Below are 15,720 nucleotides of genomic sequence, written 5' to 3'. Positions count from 1 at the left end.
CGAACCGCATTCTTATCGCTAACCGTTTTGGCGGGGTGTGTGGGGCCTTCTGCTGCCCCTAATCCCATGAGCGTTCCCAATGTTTTGCAAAGCATGACCCAAACCCGCAGCGAAGTCGGGACGATTTACGTGTCGGGGGGCTATTATGACGGTGCATCAGCGGATCAGACGGCGCGGTTTGTGGTCACACCGGATGATCAATTGATCTGCACGTTCCAGTCGGGTCCGAATGCGTCTTTTGGCGAAACGGAAACCTCTGTAACGGCGCATCGCCTGACTGTACCAGGGCTACATCGGGCTATGATGGGCGTGCTTTCGCAGACCAATGTTGGCCCCGGCGACGATGATTTTACAAACTTCACAGCCGAGCAACGCACACCATCGGGGCTGAACACCACGCAAATCAATATCGGCGACTCGCGAGCAGATGCGCTGCAAAACGTCTTTGTGTCGATGCCTACGCCATGCTGGGCGTTCAACTAATGCATCTCGCTGAACTTAACATGGGCCGATTGCTGGCCCCGACCGATGATCCTCGCGTTGCGGAGTTCATGGATAATCTTGATCGCATTAACGGGTTGGGCAAACGCATGCCGGGATTCGTTTGGATGGCTGAAGGATCGGGCGAGCCCGGCACCGGAAATACGCAAGACGCAGTCGATGGCGACCCGCAGCTCGTTTTTAATCTGACGGTCTGGGAGGACCTGCCGAGCCTTGAGGCCTTCGTCTATAAAACGCTGCATACAAAATTCATGGATCGCAAAGCCGAATGGTTCGAAGTCTTGGACCAACAGCATTTTGTCATGTGGTGGATCGAAGAGGGACATCAGCCCACGCGCGATGAAGCGCTGGCAAAGCTGGATGAGTTGCGCACGAACGGACCGAGCGAGCGCGCATTCGGTTGGGACTGGATTCGCGCCCAAAACGGGTAAAACACGCCGAAATAGCTGATAACGGGGCTTTGCTATTGAATAGCACAGCCGCCTGACGGACATCTAACCCAACCGGCGCACCTGATGCGGCGTATGATTTGGAGTATTGTTATGAAGACCAAGATGACATGGGCGATGGCTGCAACAATTGCGATGACATTAAGCGGCACGGCCTCGGCGAATCCGGGCAATGTCGAACGCGTAACTGAGGGGCTGATCGCTGCGGGTATGGCGATTGAACTGGATGATCATTGTGGCAGCGTCAGTGTGCGCATGATCCGTGGGCTCAATTTTCTTCAGGGGTTAAAGCGTCACCTGTCCGATCTCGGATACTCGAATTCGGAAATTGATCAATACATTGATAATGATGCGGAAAAAGACCGCCTTGAAGCGATCGCCCGTCAACGGCTCGCGGATTTGGGCGTGCGTCGTAGTGATCCGTCAACGTATTGCACGGTGGCACGCAGTCAGATGGCGGCGGGCACACAGGTTGGCCAATTGCTAAGATAGTATAAACCCGACTCTTTCAGTCGGATAGCGGGCGCATTTTTATGCGCCCGTTTTGCTTTTTTGGTGGGCAATTCGATACCATTCGCACTGGCAAACCTGATCGTGTCGCGATAGAACCGCAACCAACCTGTGGCCCAAAGTTTTGGGTCATTCGGCAGCAAAGCACTACGGGAACAGGGAACACGTCCATGTCCGATCTGCGCAAGATCATTATCGATGACCAAGAGGTCGAAGTTTCGGGCGCCATGACGCTCATTCAGGCCTGCGAAGAAGCCGGTATTGAAATCCCTCGTTTCTGTTACCACGAACGCCTTTCCATTGCTGGCAACTGCCGCATGTGTCTGGTTGAAGTGGTCGGTGGCCCACCAAAACCAGCAGCCTCCTGTGCGATGCAGGTGCGCGACTTGCGCCCTGGCCCTGAGGGGCAACCGCCTGTTGTTAAAACAAATTCTCCGATGGTGAAGAAGGCACGCGAAGGCGTGATGGAATTTCTTCTGATCAACCACCCGCTGGATTGCCCGATTTGCGATCAGGGTGGTGAGTGTGATTTGCAGGATCAAGCGATGGCTTACGGCGTCGATTTTTCCCGTTTCCGCGAACCAAAGCGCGCCGCGACCGACCTTGATCTTGGCCCGCTCGTAGAGACTCACATGACCCGCTGCATTTCCTGCACGCGCTGTGTGCGATTCACGACCGAAGTCGCAGGGATCACACAGATGGGCCAAACGGGCCGTGGCGAAGATTCGGAAATCACAAGCTATCTGGGCGAAACGCTCGACAGTAACATGCAGGGTAACATCATTGATTTGTGCCCCGTCGGTGCGCTGGTCTCCAAGCCATACGCCTTTACGGCCCGCCCTTGGGAACTGACCAAGACCGAATCTATCGATGTGATGGATGGTCTGGGCGCGAACATTCGCGTTGATACGAAGGGCCGTGAAGTGATGCGGTTCTTGCCGCGTAACCATGATGGCGTGAACGAAGAATGGATTTCCGATAAATCCCGTTTCGTTTGGGACGGCTTGCGCCGCCAGCGTTTGGATACTCCGTACATCCGTGAAAACGGCAAGCTGCGCAAAGCAGGTTGGGACGAAGCCTTGAAAGCAGCTGCCGCTGCGATGACAGGTAAGAAGGTTGTTGGCTTGGTCGGCGATCTGGCGAACACCGAATCTGCGTTCAGCCTTAAGTCATTGATCGAAGGGCAGGGCGGTGTTGTTGAATGCCGCGTTGATAATGCAAAGCTGCCATCAGGGAACCGGTCTGGTTATGTTGGCACCGCAACCATCGAAGACATTGATGATGCGAAGTTCGTAATGTTCGTTGGAACCGATCCTGTTGCGGAAGCCCCCGTGCTGAACGCGCGCGTGCGTCGTGCTTGGTCCAAGGGCTGTAATGTAGATCTCGTCGGTCCGGCCGTTGATCTGACATATGACTACAACCACAAAGGCGATGATCGCGCTGCCTTGCAGAAGCTTTTGGAAACGAAGCCTGCGAAGGCCGTCAAAGAAAACCCATCCGTGATTGTTCTCGGGCAGGGTGCTTTGCAAGAAGCAGACGGTTCGGCTGTTTTGGCTGCTGTCATGCAGATGTGTGAAGAGTCAGAGTCCAAACTGATGATCCTTCATTCCGCAGCTGGCCGTGTTGGTGCGATGGATGTGGATGCGACGAACGCTGATGGTATGAAAGCTGTCGAAAGTGCCGAGGTTGTTTACAATCTTGGGGCTGACGAGGTGGAAATCGCCGACGGTCCATTCGTGATCTACCAAGGGTCACACGGGGATCGTGGTGCGCACCGCGCTGACATCATTCTGCCGGGTGCCGCTTATACAGAAGAAAACGCGGTGTTCGTAAACACAGAAGGTCGCCCACAATTGGCGATGCGCGCTGGGTTTGCACCAGGTGAAGCCAAAGAAAACTGGGCGATCTTGCGGGCGCTCTCTGCTGAACTGGGCGCACAACAGCCTTGGGATAGTCTTGCCCAGTTGCGGCAGGCTCTCATTGCGGCGGTTCCGCATCTGGCGGACATTGATGTCGTTGCTGAAAACGACTGGCAGCCGGTTAAGACAGGCAAGCTGGGTAAGGCGACGTTCCGCGCAGCGGTTGAGGATTTCTATCTGACAAACCCGATTGCACGGGCATCCCAGCTGATGGCTGAGTTGAGCGCAAACGCCAAAGCACGGGCCGAAGCCCCGATCGCGGCGGAGTAAGTGATGCGCTCGGCCCTCATAACCCTCACAGCGCTCGCCGCGTGCGAGACTGTAACGGAGCCTCCTGTAGGTGCCGTGCGTTATGATGGAATCGAGACGCGTCTGTTGGACGGTGATTTGGTCAACTTTCATGTGAAAGCGGGCAACACCTTGGAACAGCAAGATATTGCGGATTATGCGGAATGTGCCGCAGCCCAATATGCGCTGATCCGCGGGTACGGATTTGCGCGCCATGTGCGCACGCAAGTGGACGAAGAGGGTGGCAATTGGACAGGTGATGCGGTTTATACCATCTCGCCGGCTCTGCCACGTGGATTACGAACGATAGATGCGGAAGTCACGGTTGCCGAATGCGCGCGCCGGGCTATTCCGACGGTCTAGGGCCAGGGGTCTAAGGGAACGAATATGGTTGAATTTTTCACCACCACCAATCTGGGAATTGTGCTTTTGATCTTGGGGCAATGCCTTTTGATCTTGTTGCCACTGTTGGTCGCACTTGCGTTCCTGATGTATGCTGACCGTAAGATTTGGGCCGCTGTGCAGATGCGCAAAGGACCAAACGTTGTTGGTGTCTTTGGCTTGCTGCAAAGTTTTGCCGACTTCATTAAATACATCGTCAAAGAAGTCGTCGTGCCTGCGGGCGCCGACAAAGCGGTGTTTTTCCTTGCTCCGATGATCACCTTCGTTCTCGCGGTTATCGCTTGGGCGGTCATTCCGTTCAACGACGGTTGGGTTCTCAGCGATATCAACGTCGCGATCCTGTATGTCTTCGCGATCTCATCGCTTGAAGTCTACGGCGTGATCATGGGCGGTTGGGCCTCCAACTCGAAATACCCATTCTTGGGATCGCTTCGCTCTGCGGCGCAGATGATTTCTTATGAAGTGTCCATCGGCCTGATCATCATTGGTGTTGTTATCTCTACCGGCTCTTTGAACTTTGGCGATATCGTCATGGCTCAAGAGAGCGACTACGGCATCTTTGGCTGGTACTTTATCCCGCACTTCCCGATGTTGTTCTTGTTCTTTATCAGCGCCTTGGCTGAAACGAACCGTCCACCATTCGACCTTCCCGAAGCGGAATCAGAATTGGTTGCTGGTTATCAGGTTGAATATTCTTCCACGCCGTTCTTGTTGTTCATGATCGGTGAATTGATGGCCGTCGTACTGATGTGCGCATTGGTGTCGCTGCTGTTCCTTGGTGGCTGGTTGTCACCGATCGGGTTCTTGCCGGATGGCATCTTGTGGCTGATCGGTAAAATGTTGGTCTGTTTCTTCATCTTTGCGATGGTCAAAGCGATTACACCTCGTTTCCGCTATGACCAGCTGATGCGGATTGGTTGGAAAATCTTCCTGCCGCTGTCGCTGTTCTGGGTCGTGTTGGTAAGCTTCTTGGCGAAATTCGAAGTAATGGGCGGCTTCTGGGCCCGCTGGGCAATTGGGGGCTGATATGACACAGCAGATCGACTACAAACGGCACGCCAAATACTTCCTTTTGATGGACGTCATCAAAGGCTTTGGCCTTGGGTTCAAATACTTCTTCGCCCCAAAGGCGACATTGAACTACCCACACGAAAAGGGACCACTGTCCCCGCGTTTTCGTGGTGAGCACGCGCTGCGTCGTTATCCAAACGGCGAAGAACGCTGCATTGCTTGTAAACTCTGCGAAGCCGTGTGCCCTGCGCAGGCGATCACCATTGATGCGGAACCCCGCGAAGATGGGTCGCGCCGCACGACGCGGTATGACATCGACATGACCAAATGCATCTACTGCGGTTTCTGCCAAGAAGCCTGCCCAGTGGACGCAATCGTCGAAGGTCCGAACTTTGAATTCTCCACGGAAACCCGTGAAGAGCTTTACTACGACAAAGAAAAACTGCTCGACAACGGCGACCGTTGGGAAGCGGAAATCGCACGCAACCTCGAATTGGATGCCCCTTACCGATGAACGCCCAATCCGCATATGAGCGCGGCAAAGCGCTGTCGGAACAGGTTAACCCCGGCATGGAGGACGCTTTGGCGGCCCGCTATGACGCGTTGGTGCCTGGCCTGTCCCGTATGGTCGTAGAGGTGCCTTATGGCACGTTCTATAGCCGCGGCACTGTGGATGAGAAAACGCGCCTGTTGTCGACGATTGCGGCGCTGACCGCACTTGGTGGACAGACGGCGCCACAGCTCAAGGTCAACATCGCCAGTGCGCGTGCCGTGGGTGCATCCCGCGAAGAGGTTTGTGAAATCATTTACCAAATGACGCTCTATGGCGGGTTTCCGTCCATGATCAATGCGATGAATGCGGCGATCGAAGTTTTTGAGGCGGAGGACACCGCATGAGTGACCAAAACCCCTTTGAAGCATGGATCAAAACCAGTCAGGACTGGGCGAAGGGCGTAAGCCCCGAATTCGCCGAGGTCATGGCTGAATCCATGAAGGGTGTGCAGGACCTCATGCCGACGATGCCCAAAGAGATGATGGAAGCCTTCATCGGTAAGGGTGCGAACCCGGATGCTTTGGACGCGAAAACGAAACTTCTACTGACGTTGCAAGGTCTGACGATCCAAGGCGCGATTGCAGAGCCTCAGATCACATTGACAGTGCGCCACGCACTGGAAGCCGGCGCAACGCCGACAGAAGTAACCGAGACGATTGGATTGGCGGGCCTGTTTGGCGGCGCCCTTGGAATGACTAAAGCCCTTGAACTTGCGAACGCCGTGATCAACAAGGCCCCGACTGATAAGGACGCGAAATAATGACCCCAGCTCTGATTGCATTTTACGCATTCGCTGTGACGACGATTGGCGGCGGTTTGATGACCGTTGTTAGCCGCAACCCCGTTCACTCGGTGCTGTGGTTGATCCTCGCATTCCTAAGTTCGGCAGGTTTGTTCGTGCTTTTGGGCGCGGAATTTGTCGCCATGTTGCTAATCATTGTCTACGTCGGCGCCGTCGCGGTGTTGTTCCTTTTCGTTGTGATGATGCTGGACGTCGATTTCGCCGAGCTAAAGGCCGAGATGGCGCGCTACATGCCGCTGGCCTTGCTGATTGGCGTTGTTTTGTTGATGCAACTTGGGTTGGCCTTCGGTGTATGGGGCTTCTCAGAAGGCGTTGATACCCGACTGGCACAGCCGATTTCAGACGCTGAGAACACCAAGCAGCTCGGCATGCTCCTTTATGATCAATACTTCCTGATCTTCCAACTGGCGGGATTGATCCTGCTGGTCGCGATGATCGGTGCAATCGTTCTGACCCTGCGCCACCGCACGGACGTCAAACGCCAAAACGTTATGGTGCAGATGTCACGTGATCCGGCGAAGACAATGGAACTTAAAGACGTGAAACCGGGGCAGGGGCTGTAATCATGATCGGACTTGAACATTATCTTACAGTCGCGGCGGCCTTGTTCGTCATTGGCATCTTCGGGCTCTTCTTGAACCGCAAGAACGTCATCATTCTTTTGATGAGCATTGAGCTGATGCTTCTCGCAGTGAACATCAACTTCATCGCGTTCTCCTCATTCCTTGGCGATCTCGTCGGGCAGGTCTTTACCTTGTTCGTCCTGACGGTCGCCGCCGCTGAGGCCGCGATTGGCCTTGCGATCCTCGTTTGTTTCTTCCGCAACCGCGGGACGATTGATGTCGAAGACGTCAACGTCATGAAAGGCTAAGACCATGGAACTGATTATTCTTTTTGCCCCATTGGTCGGCGCCATCATTGGCGGTTTTGGCTGGAAAATTATGGGCGAGGCTGCGGCACAGTGGCTAACCACTGGCCTGCTGTTCCTCGCGGCGATCCTGTCTTGGGTCATCATGCTGACGTTCGATGCGTCCGCCCATGAAAACGGCTATTACTGGGTCGAGATCATGACGTGGATCCAGTCCGGCACATTGGACACCTCTTGGGGTATTCGGATGGATCGCCTGACTGCGATTATGTTGGTTGTTATCAATACCGTGTCGGCCTTGGTTCACCTGTATTCATTCGGCTATATGGCCCATGACGAACAGTTCCCTGACACGCCTTACAAAGCGCGTTTCTTTGCCTACCTGAGCTTCTTTACCTTCGCGATGCTGATGCTCGTGACCTCTGGCAACCTTGTTCAGATGTTCTTTGGTTGGGAAGGCGTTGGCGTTGCGTCCTATCTGTTGATCGGTTTCTACTATAAGAAACCCTCTGCGAACGCCGCAGCGATCAAAGCCTTTGTTGTTAACCGAGTTGGTGACTTCGGGTTTGCGCTGGGTATCTTTGCGATCTTCTATGTGACTGGTTCCATCAACTTTGATGTGATCTTTGCCGAAGCCCACACAATTTCCGAAACCACGTTGCACTTCTTGTGGCGCGATTGGAACGCCGCCGAAGTTATCGCGCTGCTGTTGTTCATCGGTGCCATGGGTAAATCGGCGCAGCTGTTCCTACACACTTGGTTGCCTGACGCGATGGAAGGTCCGACACCTGTGTCCGCCCTGATCCACGCCGCTACAATGGTTACAGCTGGTGTGTTCTTGGTCTGTCGCATGTCGCCGATCATGGAATTTGCACCATCCGCGACAGGTTTCATCGTATTCCTTGGCGCAACGACTGCCTTTTTTGCCGCGACTGTTGGCCTTGTGCAGAATGACATCAAACGTGTCATTGCTTATTCCACATGTTCCCAGCTGGGTTACATGTTCGTGGCAGCTGGCCTTGGTGTCTATTCGGTTGCGATGTTCCACCTGCTGACACACGCTTTCTTTAAGGCGATGTTGTTCCTTGGGGCTGGTTCTGTGATCCACGGGATGCACCACGAACAAGACATGCGGAACTATGGCGGTCTGAAAGACAAGCTGCCGTATACGTTCTGGGCCATGATGATCGGCACATTGGCGATCACCGGTGTTGGCATTCCATTGCTCTACCTTGGTTTCCCAGTTGGTTTTGCGGGTTTTGTATCCAAAGATGCGATCATCGAGAGCGCCTATGCGGGCACGATGGGTGGCTACGCCTTCTGGATGCTGGTTGTCGCGGCACTATTCACAAGCTTCTACAGCTGGCGCTTGATGTTCTTGACGTTCTACGGCAAGCCACGCGGCGACAAGCACACTCATGAACACGCGCACGAAAGCCCCAAAGTTATGCTGGCTCCGCTGGCGATCCTTGCTGTTGGCGCGATCTTTGCGGGTATGGTTTTCTACAAGCCATTCTTCGGAAACGCGAAATATGTGGGCCAGTACTTTGGCGTTGCTTACGCGGAGCAGGGCCATGGTGACGATCACGCGATGGACGGTCATACGGATGACACGCACGCGGATGACGATCATGCTGCAACCGTCGAAGAGCACCACGACGAAGAGGCTGAAAACCACGGCGATGCGTCTCACAATGATGAGGCCAACGGTTATGATGCCGCCGAGGATGACCATGGCGAAACGCATTACGCATTCGATGGTGAACCGGGTGAGGGCGCAATTTATGTCGCTCACGACAACACCACATTGGATGATGCGCACCTTGTTCCTGTTTGGGTCAAACTCGCGCCGTTCTTTGCGATGCTTCTTGGCTTCGTGACTGCCTACATCTTCTATATTCGTAAGCCTGAACTGCCGCGCAAACTGGCCGAACAGCAGGCTCCGCTTTACAACTTCCTGCTCAACAAGTGGTACTTTGATGAGCTTTACGATGCGATCTTCGTGAAGCCCGCGATGAAGCTTGGTAAATTCTTGTGGAAGCGCGGCGATGGCAATGTCATCGATGGCACGATTAACGGTGTTGCAATGGGTCTTATCCCGATGCTGACCCGTCTCGCTGGGCGCGCGCAGTCTGGTTATGTCTTCACCTATGCATTTGCGATGGTGATCGGGATCGTGGTGATCCTGACCTACTTCACGATCACCGGAGGGTACGAATAATGAGCAACCTTCTTTCTATCACCACCTTCATCCCTGCTATTGCAGCTGCTATTCTGGCCTTGTTCCTGCGCGGTGATGACGAGGCGGCACAGCGCAATGCAAAGTGGCTGGCGATGGCAGCGACGGCGATGACATTCATCGTGTCCCTGTTCATTCTGATCGGTTTTGATGCTGATGACACTGGTTTCCAGTTCGTCGAAGACCGCTCATGGATCATGGGTCTGAACTACAAGATGGGTGTCGACGGGATTTCGATCCTGTTTGTCATGCTCACAACGTTCCTTATGCCGATTGTGATTGCGTCCTGCTGGACAGTGAACACACGCGTCAAAGAATACATGATTGCCTTCTTGCTGCTTGAAACACTGATGCTTGGTGTATTCATGGCGCTGGATCTGGTGCTGTTCTACCTCTTCTTCGAAGCAGGTCTGATCCCGATGTTCCTGATTATCGGGATCTGGGGCGGCAAAGAACGCATCTACGCGTCGTTCAAGTTCTTCCTTTATACCTTCCTTGGTTCGGTGCTGATGTTGGTTGCTATGGTTGCAATGTATTCAGCGGCTGGCACGACAGATATTCCGACACTGATGCAGTTCCCGTTCGGAACTGACACGTTTAGCATCCTCGGCATTCAGATCATCGGCGGCATGCAGACGTTGCTATGGCTGGCGTTCTTTGCGTCCTTTGCGGTGAAAATGCCGATGTGGCCTGTGCACACATGGTTGCCAGACGCCCACGTTCAGGCCCCAACTGCGGGTTCCGTTGTTCTGGCGGCGATCCTGCTGAAAATGGGCGGCTACGGCTTCTTGCGTTTCTCTTTGCCAATGTTCCCGATCGGGTCCGAGGTTATGGGGTCACTGGTGTTGTGGATGTCTGCAATTGCGATCGTCTACACCTCGCTTGTGGCGCTGGTCCAAGAGGACATGAAAAAGCTGATCGCCTATTCATCCGTCGCCCACATGGGTTTCGTGACCATGGGTATCTTTACGTTCAACCAGCAGGGCCTTGATGGCGCGATCTTCCAGATGCTGTCACACGGCTTTATCTCTGGTGCGTTGTTCTTGTGTGTTGGTGTGATCTACGACCGTATGCACACACGTGAAATTGACGCTTACGGTGGCCTAGTGAATCGCATGCCGGCCTATGCGCTGATCTTTATGTTCTTCACGATGGCAAACGTCGGCCTTCCAGGAACATCTGGTTTTGTTGGCGAATTCCTGACGCTGATGGCGGTCTTCCAAGTGAACACTTGGGTTGCTGCTGTGGCGACGACGGGCGTTATCTTCTCCGCCGCTTATGCGCTTTGGCTTTACCGCCGCGTTGTTATGGGCGATCTGATCAAAGAAAGCCTGAAATCCATTACCGACATGACAACCCGCGAACGTGCAATCTTTGCGCCGCTGGTGATCATGACTTTGCTGTTGGGCGTCTACCCCAGCCTTGTCACTGATATTATCGGGCCCTCGGTCGCCGCTTTGGTCGATCATGTTGAAACTGCGCAGGCGGCATTCACGCCGACTGCTGCCGCTGTGGCCTCGCATTAAGGAACCGATCTGATGTTGTCCCAAGACCTGAACACCATCCTGCCGGAAATCATTCTGTCGCTCTTCGCGATGGGGGCACTTCTGGGTGCGGTTTATACTGTAAAAGATAAAAGCGCCGCGCTGCTTGTCTGGCTGACCTCTGGGTTGTTTGTCGCATTGGCCTTCTGGATCGGCACCACAGGCGAGGGCACAACGACGGCCTTCTCTGGTATGTTTGTCGACGACGCTTTTAGCCGTTTCACCAAGGTCGCCATCTTGCTGGCTGCTGCCGCGGTACTGGTGATGAGCCAAGACTACATGCAAAAGCGCGAGCTGTTGCGCTTTGAATACCCACTGCTGATCGCTTTGGCGGTTGTTGGTATGATGGTGATGGTGTCTGCAGGCGACTTGATGTCGCTTTACATGGGCCTCGAGCTTCAATCGCTGGCGCTTTATGTCGTTGCATCCTTGCGTCGTGACTCTGTGAAATCCACGGAAGCGGGTCTGAAATACTTCGTGCTGGGCGCTTTGTCGTCGGGTCTGCTGCTGTACGGCGCATCGCTAACATACGGCTTTGCTGGCACTACGTCCTTTGCTGGTATCATCGAAGCAACAGAGGGCGGCGTATCGCTGGGCCTTCTGTTTGGCCTTGTGTTCCTAAGCGCGGGTTTCGCGTTCAAGGTTTCCGCAGCGCCGTTCCACATGTGGACACCAGACGTCTATGAGGGCTCCCCAACACCGGTAACCGCGTTCTTCGCGACAGCACCAAAAATCGCAGCCATGGCGCTGTTTGCACGGGTCATGCACGACGCCTTTGGCAATTCCATCGCAGACTGGCAGCAGATCGTTGCCTTCCTTGCCGTGATTTCCATGTTCCTTGGCGGGATTGCTGCGATTGGCCAAACTGACATCAAACGTTTGATGGCCTATTCGTCGATCTCTCACATGGGCTTTGCGCTGATGGGCCTCGCGTCTGGTACGGCGTTCGGTGTGCAGGCGATGTTGGTTTACCTCGGCATCTATGTCGCGATGAACGTCGGTACCTTCGCGTTTATCCTCAGCATGGAAAAAGACGGTCGTCCTGTGACAGATATCGGATCGCTTAACATGTATTCTAAACGTGAGCCGCTTAAGGCGCTGGCGATGTTGGTCTTGTTGTTCTCAATGGCAGGCGTGCCGCCAATGCTGGGCTTCTTTGGTAAGTTCTATGTGTTGCAAGCGGCTTATGACGCTGGCCTTGCTTGGTTGGCCGTTGCTGGTGTGATCGCTTCTGTGATTTCAGCGTTCTACTACCTGCGCATCGTGTTCTACATGTACTTCGGCTCCGATAAGGATGACGCATTGGACGCGAATAAATCGCCTGTTTTGTGGGGCTTCTTGATGGCCTCCGCTGCGATCATGGTCTTGGGTGTTATCAACCTCTTCGGGATTGAACCTTTGGCCGAAGCTGCGTCACTCGCTCTTGTCAACTGATCTACCATCGGGCTTTGGTCACATTCATTTCGATGAAGTGACGTCGACCTTGGATGTGGCCCGCGAGCAAGCGGGCCATTTCCCATCTCCCACATGGTTTACCGCCACAGAGCAAACTGCCAGCCGCGGTCGTCGTGGCCGTCCGTGGGTTGCGCCAGTCGGTAACTTTTACGGAACGCTGGCCCTGCCTTGCACTGATCCAAATGCGGCGTCTTTGCGCAGCTTTGTTGCGGCACTCGCATTGCATGATGCGTTGCGTGCCGTGATGGGCGAGGGGCCGACCCTTGCACTGAAATGGCCAAACGATGTCTTGCTTAATAGCGGCAAGGTTGCGGGGATCCTTCTTGAAAGCCTGCAAGTGAATGGCCAGATGTGGGGTGTCGCTGTTGGGATCGGCGTGAACCTGATCGCGTCACCCGAAATGGATCAGGTCGAAAAAGGCGCGGTCTATCCAGTGAACGTGAAGTCCGAAAGCGGTGCTGATGTGTCCCCGACCGTTTTTTTGCACCACCTTGCGACGGCGTTTGCCCACTATGATGAACAGCTCACCACTTATGGGTTTGCCCCGATCCGAACCGCGTGGCTTGCGAAAGCAGCGCGCTTGGGGGAAACGATCACAGCGCGGCTCCCCGCCGAAGCCGTGACAGGACGCTTTGAAACAATCGACGAAAACGGTTATCTGGTGTTGAACACCGCCAAAGGCCCACGAGCGATTGCGGCGGCGGACGTCTTCTTCTAAGGAACTTGCATGCTTCTTTGCATCGACACAGGCAACACGAACACTGTCTTCGCCCTTTGGGACGGGGATGAGTTCCTGTGCACATTCCGAACCGCGACAGAGTGGCAGCGCACAGCGGATCAGTATTTCGTTTGGTGGAGCACGCTTTTGGCCCATCACAAGATTGATGCGGATGTGACCGAGGTGATCATCTCATCAACCGTTCCGCGTGTTGTGTTTAACCTGCGGGTCATGGCGGATCGCTACTTTGACACGCGGCCCTATGTGGTCGCCAAACCGGATTGCTTGCTGCCTGTGCCACCACGTGTGGACGAAGGGACGGCCGTCGGTCCAGACCGACTGGTGAATACTGCTGGGGCGTTTGATCGCCATGGCGGTGATTTGATCGTTGTCGATTTTGGCACCGCGACAACATTTGATGTGGTCGCAGAAGATGGAGCCTATGTAGGTGGCGTCATCGCACCCGGTGTGAACCTCAGCCTTGAGGCCTTGCACCAAGCGGCGGCAGCCTTGCCGCATGTAGATATTACCAAACCACAGTCCGTTATCGGTACGAACACCGTGGACTGTATGCAATCGGGCGTTTTTTGGGGCTATGTCGGCCTTATCAATGGCGTCAGTGAGAGAATTAAGGGTGAGTACGACCGCCCCATGACTGTCGTAGGAACTGGAGGGCTCGCACCATTGTTTTCAAGTGGTTACGCCCTTTTTGATACAATTGAAGATGACCTGACGATGCACGGGCTGACCGTGATCCACAGGTTCAATAAGGACCAAAATAACTAAAATGACTAAAGCTAGATTGATGTATCTCCCCCTCGGCGGAGCGGGCGAGATCGGTATGAATTGTTACGTCTATGGCTACGGGCCAGAAGGCGCAGAGCGGCTGATCGTGGTCGACTTGGGCGTGGCGTTTCCAGACATGGACAGCACCCCTGGCGTGGATCTGATCTTTGCGGATATCGCATGGTTGGAAGAACGCAAAAACCAGATTGAAGCGATCTTTATCACGCACGCCCACGAAGACCACGTCGGCGCGGTCGGCCATCTTTATGAACGTCTCGGCGCGCCAATTTACGCCCGTGCGTTTACGGCCAACATCGCGCGGCGCAAAATGACCGAGCATGGCTATTCCGAAAAATCGGTCACCACGGTCGGCAAATGGCCTGAGACCGTAAAGAAGGGCCCGTTCGAAGTTGGCTTCGTGCCGATCAGCCACTCGATCCCAGAAAGCAGCGGCTTGGTGATTGATACCAAGGGCGGGCGCATCATCCACACGGGTGATTTCAAGATTGATGTCGAACCGGGCATTGGTGAACCGTTTGATCACGACCTCTGGGCCTCGCTTGGCAAGGACGGGGTGAAGGCGATGGTCATCGATTCGACCAACGTGTTCTCCACAGAAGAAGGCCGTAGCGAATCCACGGTCGGCCCAGAGATCGAAAACTTCCTCAAAGATGCCAAGGGCATGGTCGCAGCAACGACCTTTGCATCCAACGTCAGCCGCGTGCGCACGATTGCGCTGGCCGCACAGCGGGCAGGGCGGTCTGTCTGCCTGTTGGGCCGCTCCATGCGCCGCATGGTCGAAGCCGCGACAGACGTGGGCATCTTGGAAGACTTCCCACCTGTCATCAGCGCCGAAGACGTCTCCAGCATGCCACGCGAAAACGTACTGCTGCTGGTAACGGGGTCACAGGGCGAACGCCGTGCCGCATCTGCGCAATTGGCGCGGGGCAAGTATATGGGCATCACGATGAAAGAGGGCGATACGTTCTTGTTCTCATCCAAGACTATTCCCGGCAATGAAAAGGGAGTGATCTACATCATCAACCAATTCAGTGAGCTCGGTGTGGATGTCGTGGACGACCGAAGTGGCCTTTACCACGTGTCTGGGCACGCCAACCGTCCTGATTTGGACGTCATGCGTGATCTGGTTAAACCACAGACGGTTATCCCGATGCACGGCGAACACCGCCACCTCCGTGAACACGCGAAGATTGCGGAAGAAGCCGGTGTTCAAAGCGTTCTTGCGGTGAATGGCATGATGATTGATCTGTCTGGCAACCAGCCGAAGGTCGCGGAATACATCGAAACGGGCCGCACCTATTTGGACGGCACTGTGAAAGTAGGCCAGTTTGACGGAGTGGTGCGGGACCGTATCCGCATGGCCCTGAACGGCCATGTGATTGTGACGCTTATCATTGATGAGGATGGTGATCCGTTGGGCGATCCGTGGTGCGAAGTGATGGGGCTGCCAGAAACGGGCCGCAACAACGCGCCATTGGTTGATGTGCTGGAGGAAGACCTCAGCCAGTTCATGGGCCGCGCCAAACCTCAGACAATCGCCGATGACACGAAGCTCGAGAAAGAACTCCGCACACTCGCGCGCAAGACGTCTCAGGCTGAAATCGGCAAAAAGCCCGAAGTTTCTGTGATTATTTCACGGCTTGGCTAAATCAGT

General features: G+C 54.6%; 17 protein-coding genes. All 17 read left to right on the top strand.

The window, feature by feature from the left end; translation table 11 throughout:
* Positions 1 to 66 precede the first annotated feature (66 nt).
* The 17 genes from KO486_RS11365 to KO486_RS11285 all read left to right on the top strand — a co-directional run bounded on the left by KO486_RS11365 (position 67) and on the right by KO486_RS11285 (position 15,714).
* Positions 67 to 483, top strand: coding sequence for a hypothetical protein (locus tag KO486_RS11365; RefSeq protein WP_216037339.1), 417 nt, complete (start codon positions 67 to 69; stop codon positions 481 to 483).
* Positions 483 to 932, top strand: a complete 450-nt coding sequence (locus tag KO486_RS11360) for a DUF3291 domain-containing protein (protein WP_216037338.1) — start codon at positions 483 to 485, stop codon at positions 930 to 932. Before KO486_RS11365 ends, KO486_RS11360 begins: the two co-directional genes overlap by 1 nt.
* A 111-nt stretch (positions 933 to 1,043) precedes the next feature.
* The gene (locus tag KO486_RS11355; RefSeq protein ID WP_216037337.1) at positions 1,044 to 1,442 is read left to right on the top strand and encodes a DUF5333 domain-containing protein; all 399 of its coding nucleotides are present in this window, start codon (positions 1,044 to 1,046) and stop codon (positions 1,440 to 1,442) included.
* A 188-nt stretch (positions 1,443 to 1,630) separates the two neighbouring features.
* Positions 1,631 to 3,649: an NADH-quinone oxidoreductase subunit NuoG gene (gene nuoG, locus KO486_RS11350; RefSeq protein ID WP_216037336.1), complete on the top strand. Its 2,019-nt coding sequence runs from the start codon at positions 1,631 to 1,633 to the stop codon at positions 3,647 to 3,649.
* Positions 3,650 to 3,652: 3 nt separating this feature from the next.
* A complete protein-coding gene (locus tag KO486_RS11345) occupies positions 3,653 to 4,030 on the top strand; it encodes a hypothetical protein (RefSeq protein WP_216037335.1) in 378 nt (125 codons plus the stop codon).
* A 24-nt stretch (positions 4,031 to 4,054) separates the two neighbouring features.
* Positions 4,055 to 5,095, top strand: coding sequence for an NADH-quinone oxidoreductase subunit NuoH (gene nuoH / locus KO486_RS11340; protein WP_216037334.1), 1,041 nt, complete (start codon positions 4,055 to 4,057; stop codon positions 5,093 to 5,095).
* 1 nt (position 5,096) lies between these two features.
* Positions 5,097 to 5,594 carry an NADH-quinone oxidoreductase subunit NuoI gene (gene nuoI, locus KO486_RS11335; protein WP_216037333.1) on the top strand — a complete coding sequence of 166 codons (498 nt, stop codon included), beginning with the start codon at positions 5,097 to 5,099 and terminating at the stop codon, positions 5,592 to 5,594.
* The gene (locus KO486_RS11330) at positions 5,591 to 5,977 is read left to right on the top strand and encodes a carboxymuconolactone decarboxylase family protein (protein WP_216037332.1); all 387 of its coding nucleotides are present in this window, start codon (positions 5,591 to 5,593) and stop codon (positions 5,975 to 5,977) included. The genes nuoI and KO486_RS11330 overlap by 4 nt, the downstream gene beginning before the upstream one ends.
* Entirely contained in the window at positions 5,974 to 6,393 is a 420-nt protein-coding gene (locus KO486_RS11325) for a carboxymuconolactone decarboxylase family protein (RefSeq protein ID WP_216037331.1), read from the top strand. The genes KO486_RS11330 and KO486_RS11325 overlap by 4 nt, the downstream gene beginning before the upstream one ends.
* Positions 6,393 to 6,998 (top strand): NADH-quinone oxidoreductase subunit J, encoded by a 606-nt coding sequence (locus KO486_RS11320; protein ID WP_216037330.1) that lies wholly within the window; start codon positions 6,393 to 6,395, stop codon positions 6,996 to 6,998. Before KO486_RS11325 ends, KO486_RS11320 begins: the two co-directional genes overlap by 1 nt.
* A 2-nt stretch (positions 6,999 to 7,000) precedes the next feature.
* Positions 7,001 to 7,306, top strand: coding sequence for an NADH-quinone oxidoreductase subunit NuoK (nuoK, locus tag KO486_RS11315; protein ID WP_216037329.1), 306 nt, complete (start codon positions 7,001 to 7,003; stop codon positions 7,304 to 7,306).
* Between the two features lie 4 nt (positions 7,307 to 7,310).
* Positions 7,311 to 9,524, top strand: coding sequence for an NADH-quinone oxidoreductase subunit L (gene nuoL / locus KO486_RS11310; protein ID WP_216037328.1), 2,214 nt, complete (start codon positions 7,311 to 7,313; stop codon positions 9,522 to 9,524).
* Positions 9,524 to 11,068: an NADH-quinone oxidoreductase subunit M gene (locus KO486_RS11305; protein ID WP_216037327.1), complete on the top strand. Its 1,545-nt coding sequence runs from the start codon at positions 9,524 to 9,526 to the stop codon at positions 11,066 to 11,068. Before nuoL ends, KO486_RS11305 begins: the two co-directional genes overlap by 1 nt.
* Positions 11,069 to 11,080: 12 nt before the next feature.
* Positions 11,081 to 12,520 (top strand): NADH-quinone oxidoreductase subunit NuoN, encoded by a 1,440-nt coding sequence (gene nuoN, locus KO486_RS11300; protein WP_216037326.1) that lies wholly within the window; start codon positions 11,081 to 11,083, stop codon positions 12,518 to 12,520.
* The gene (locus KO486_RS11295) at positions 12,510 to 13,259 is read left to right on the top strand and encodes a biotin--[acetyl-CoA-carboxylase] ligase (RefSeq protein WP_216037325.1); all 750 of its coding nucleotides are present in this window, start codon (positions 12,510 to 12,512) and stop codon (positions 13,257 to 13,259) included. Before nuoN ends, KO486_RS11295 begins: the two co-directional genes overlap by 11 nt.
* 9 nt (positions 13,260 to 13,268) lie before the next feature.
* Entirely contained in the window at positions 13,269 to 14,045 is a 777-nt protein-coding gene (locus KO486_RS11290) for a type III pantothenate kinase (protein WP_216037324.1), read from the top strand.
* A gap of 1 nt (position 14,046) precedes the next feature.
* The gene (locus tag KO486_RS11285; RefSeq protein WP_216037323.1) at positions 14,047 to 15,714 is read left to right on the top strand and encodes a ribonuclease J; all 1,668 of its coding nucleotides are present in this window, start codon (positions 14,047 to 14,049) and stop codon (positions 15,712 to 15,714) included.
* The last annotated feature ends 6 nt before the right edge of the window (positions 15,715 to 15,720 follow it).

Source organism: Octadecabacter sp. B2R22, assembly GCF_018861045.1.
In the GTDB taxonomy this organism is placed as follows: domain Bacteria; phylum Pseudomonadota; class Alphaproteobacteria; order Rhodobacterales; family Rhodobacteraceae; genus Octadecabacter.
This window is presented reverse-complemented; position numbering and strand designations above follow the sequence as displayed.